A 4,795-nucleotide genomic window follows, 5' to 3' on the forward strand; every position below is an offset into this window, starting at 1 on the left:
GCCATGTCTAACCTATCCTGTAATCTACGCTTTACATCCGGCACTTGGATATTCTTAATAATTCCACTAGCCCTATAAAACAAACTTAAATGATGACCCTCTAACATATTGTTCATAATTGCTTTAACTCTATCAACATTTAATTTAGACAATAGATCATAAAACGTATCATTAGTATATGTTTTAGCAGTATCTACTAATGCCTTTCTCAAATACATAGCTGTTTCCTTATGTTCATCAGATAGACTAAATTTATAAAGTAATTCAGTAACTGCCATTCTTGCCCTATCAGTAAAAATCTGCAAAGCAGAAACATGATTATATTTCATTATAAGTTTTGTATAATATTTCAAATCAATATCAATACTTATAAATTGCAACACATCGTCTGCTCTATTTAACAAATCACTGTACATTTTAACAAAAGAGTAAGTATTACAAACTCTTTTTAAGAGTTTTATATAATTTGTATTTTCCTTTTGTAATCTTTGTATAAATTGCTCTTTATTTGCTCCAGAATAATTCTCCAAAACTTTCTCTATTTCTATTGTCGCATTTAACATTTTTACAATCCCTAACAAAATTGCTTTAAGTCTATCAATATTTCCTATCTGTAATATAAAAATATAAAAGTTATATTTTGTATGGGTCACAAACTCAAGATTACTTTGATTAAATATTGTTATAACACTTTCAAGAAAAGCCAAAGCATTTTTCTCATCAATATTTAACCGTTCTTCAATACTGATATGATAATTTATAGACTCTACAATATTTCTAAATTGTAATGAATGATCCGCATTGTTTAATAAATTACTTTTCATTTCATCAATAGAAGAAATATTACAAATATTTTTTAAATGCTTCATATACTTTGTTTTTATAACTTGGAACCTTTGTTCAAGAACATCTTTCTCTATCCTAGTATACTTTTGAAGAGCATCCTCTGCTAATTTTTTTTCCTTTAATGTTCTTACAATGCCTGACAAAACTAGCTTGAGTTTACTAATATCATCCTCGTATAGCGTAAGGAAACTATAATTTCGTTTTGCACTAATTATAATCTCATGGTCATTTGGATCATCAAAACTAGGATTTATTATGGCATATTCAAGAAAAATTAAAGCATTTTGTTCATCTTTATCTAATTGTCCCATAATAATTACAAAATTATGATAACTAAAACCATAAAAGTGAATAGATTCTAAAATAGATTTAAATTGGGATGAATTGTCTGTTTTTCTTAACAAATTATTATACATTTCATTAAAATATAAAGTATTGCAAATGCCCTTCAAATACCTCATATACTCTGCTTCTGCATCTTTGAATCTTTGTTCAAGAATATCTTTCCTTGGATTAGTATACTCTCTAAGAGCATTTTTTGCTTTCTTCTTTGCCTTTAACGTTTCTACAATACCTAACAAAACCAGCTTGAATTTACTAATATCATTATTAGCATCCAGCATCAATAGGTCATAGTTTCTCGTCATTTGAGTTGTAATTTCATGGTCATTCGAGTCATCTGGATTAGCTCTTGTTATACATTTTTCAAGATAATTCAAAGCTTTTTTATCATTAGCATCTAATTGTTCTTGTTCTAAAATACCACTATACAAGGCAACAGACTTTACAATACCTTCAAATTGAGATGAATAATCTGAATTGCTCAATAAATTACTTTTCATTTCATCAACAGTAGAAACATTACAAATGCTTTTTAAATGCTTCATATATTCCGTTTCTGCATCTTGGAATCTTTGTTCAAGAATATCTTTCCCTGATTTAGTATCCCATTGAAGAGCATCTTTTGCTTTTTCCTTTGCCTTTAACGTTTTTACAATACCTAACAAAGTTGACTCGAGCTTACTAATATCAGTTACATACACCATCAACAGATCACAGTTTTCCTTCACTCGAATTGTAATTTCATGGTCATCTGGGTCATCTGGATTAGCTCTTGTTATACATTTTTCAAGAAAATCTAAGGCTTTTTGCCCATTATAACCTAATCGTTCTAGAATATTGTTATACCAGCCAATAGACTTTACAATATTTTCAAATTGAAATGCACTATTTGACCTTCCTAATAAATAATCTCTCATTACCCTCAAAGAGGACGTATTACAAAGATTTTTTAAAGATTTCATATATTCTGCTTCTATCTTTTGCAATTGTTGTTCAAGAACATTTTTCCCTGGTTCAGTATACTCCTTAAGAAGATCTTTTGCTTTTTCCTTTGCCTTTAACGTTTCTACAATACCTAACAGAACCGGCTTAAATTTACTAATATCATTATTAGCATCCAACATCAGTAGGTCATAGTTTCGCTTCACTCGAATTGTAATTTCATGATCATCTGGGTCATCTGAATTAGCTCTTGTTATAGACTTTTCAAGATAATCTAAAGCTTTTTTATCATTAGCATCTAATCGTTCTAAAATACCACTATACAAGGCAACAGACTTTACAATATTTTCAAATTGAGGTGTATAATCTGAATCGCTCAATAAATCATCTTTCATTTCATCAACAGTGGAAACATTACAAATGCTTTTTAAATGCTTCATATATTCTGCTTCGATATCTTGTAATTTTTGCTCAAGAGCATCTTTCCCTATTTTAGTATACTCTTTAAGAGCTTCTTCTACTATTTTTTTCTCATTCAACGTTGCCACAATACCTGACAGCACCAACTTGAGTTTACTAATATCATTTGCCTCCAATATCAGTAAGTTATAGTTTCGTTTCCCTTGAATTGCAATTTCATGATCATCCGAATCATCTGGATTAGAACTTATTATAGATTTTTCAAGAAAATCTAAAGCTGTTTTATCATTAGCATCTAATCGTCCTAAAACACTGAAATACAAGGAAATAGAAGTTGCAATACTTTCAAATTGAGATGAATAATCTGAATTGCTTAATAAATTACTCTTCATTTCATCAACAGTAGAAACATTACAAATACTTTTTAAATGCTTCATATATTCTGCTTTTACCTCTCGGAATCTTTGTTCAAGAATATCTTTCCCTGGCTCAATATAATTTTTAAGAACATATTCTATTAGTTTTTTTGTATTTAATGTTTTTACAACTTTTGATAGAACTCTCTTAAATACATCAATATCAAATTCCTTCAATACAAAATCACTATAGTTTTTACTCAAATCCATCGTACTTTTATAATCACTTGGGTCATTTGGATTGTATATCATTATAGAATCCTCAAGAAAGATTAAAGCATCTCTTTCTTCATCACCTAATTTTTTCATAATACTGCTATAAGAATTTATATCATTTACAATTCCCTCAAATTGTAATACATAATTTTGTGTAGATGATAAATGATCATACATAGAGCAAGTATCACAAATACTTTTTAAGTACCGTACGTATTCTGCTTTAATATCTTCTAATTTTACTAAAAGGATACTTTTTCCTGCTCCAGTATAATTTACAAGAGCTTTTTCTGCCATTTTTTTTGCATTTAATGTTAATACTATATTCAATAAAGCCGATCGAAGTTTATCAACATCATCTATATCAACTATAAAACTCCTATACTTCCTCGTCTTAATTGTAACCTCATGACCATCTGGATTACCCGGAACAAGATTTGTTATAACATCTTCAAGAAAAGCCAAAGCATCTCTCTCTTCATTACTTAATTGTTCTGAGATTTTACTAAAAATATCATAATAACGATATGTTCCATTTACAATACTTTCCCATAGATATGGATCGTATTTCATTTGCATCACATCAAAACAAATAGTATTATCAGAAGAGGACATATCACAATAAAAAATATTTTTTAAATATTTTTTATATCTAACTTCTTCAACTTGAAATATCCGTTCGATCATATTTTTCTCTGATCCAGTAACATATTTCTCAATAACTTCTTCTGCGAATTTTCTTGTCCGCAATGTCATTACAACACTCAAGATAGCCTTTTTTATGTTATCAAACGAACCATTATCCGTATCAAATAAAAAATGACTAAAGTTCTGTATTATCCTAAGCGTAATTGCAGAATTATCTAGAGGTTCTAAATTAGGATCTATTACAGAATCTTTAAAGAAAAGCAAAGCACGTGCTCCTTCCTCACTGAATTTACTGATAATATTAATATACTTACTATTACAAGATGTTACCTCAGTTTCAATACCAATAAAACTGGATGCATTATTTGCATTGCTTAATAAGCTATTCTCCATGTCATAAATAGAATCATGACTACAAATATTTTTTAAATACTTACTATATTCTGTTTCTATATCTTTTAATCTTTGTGTAAGTATGTTTTTGTTAGGTCCACCATACTCTGCAAGAATTCGTTCTACTCCCTCTTTTTTACTTAATGTCTCTACAATACCTGATAGCGCTCTTTCAAGTCTAACAATACTATCTGTATCTAGGAAAAACTTACAAAAATCACAAAAAGTTTGTCTTGTCTTATTTATAATACCAAGATCACCTGGGTTAGTTAAATCAGGAATTGATATAGCAGTTTCAAGAAAAGTTAAGGCAGCACGCATTTTATCGTTATTTAATTTTTCTAACACTTGATCATAAATATCATGATAAGATTTTATATCCTCTACAATAATACTTTTAAACTCTAATCCATATTGTAATGTACCTAATAAATTCTTATACAAATCATCAGACTTAAAAGCATAACAAGCGGTTTTTAAACGTCTCACATATTCTGTTTCCTTGTCTTTTAATCTTTTTATAAGTACATCTTTATCCGGTCCATTATACATTGCAAGAATTCGTTCTACTC

At 28.8% G+C, this 4,795-nt stretch carries 1 protein-coding gene; it reads right to left on the reverse strand.

Going from position 1 to position 4,795, the window contains the following annotated elements; translation table 11 throughout:
- Positions 1 to 4,775: BTA121 domain-containing protein surface lipoprotein (locus U880_RS10015; protein WP_038359091.1), on the reverse strand; the 4,775-nt coding region annotated here is incomplete at its 3' end.
- Between the last annotated feature and the right edge of the window lie 20 nt (positions 4,776 to 4,795).

The organism is Borrelia hispanica CRI (genome assembly GCF_000500065.1).
Taxonomy (GTDB): domain Bacteria; phylum Spirochaetota; class Spirochaetia; order Borreliales; family Borreliaceae; genus Borrelia; species Borrelia hispanica.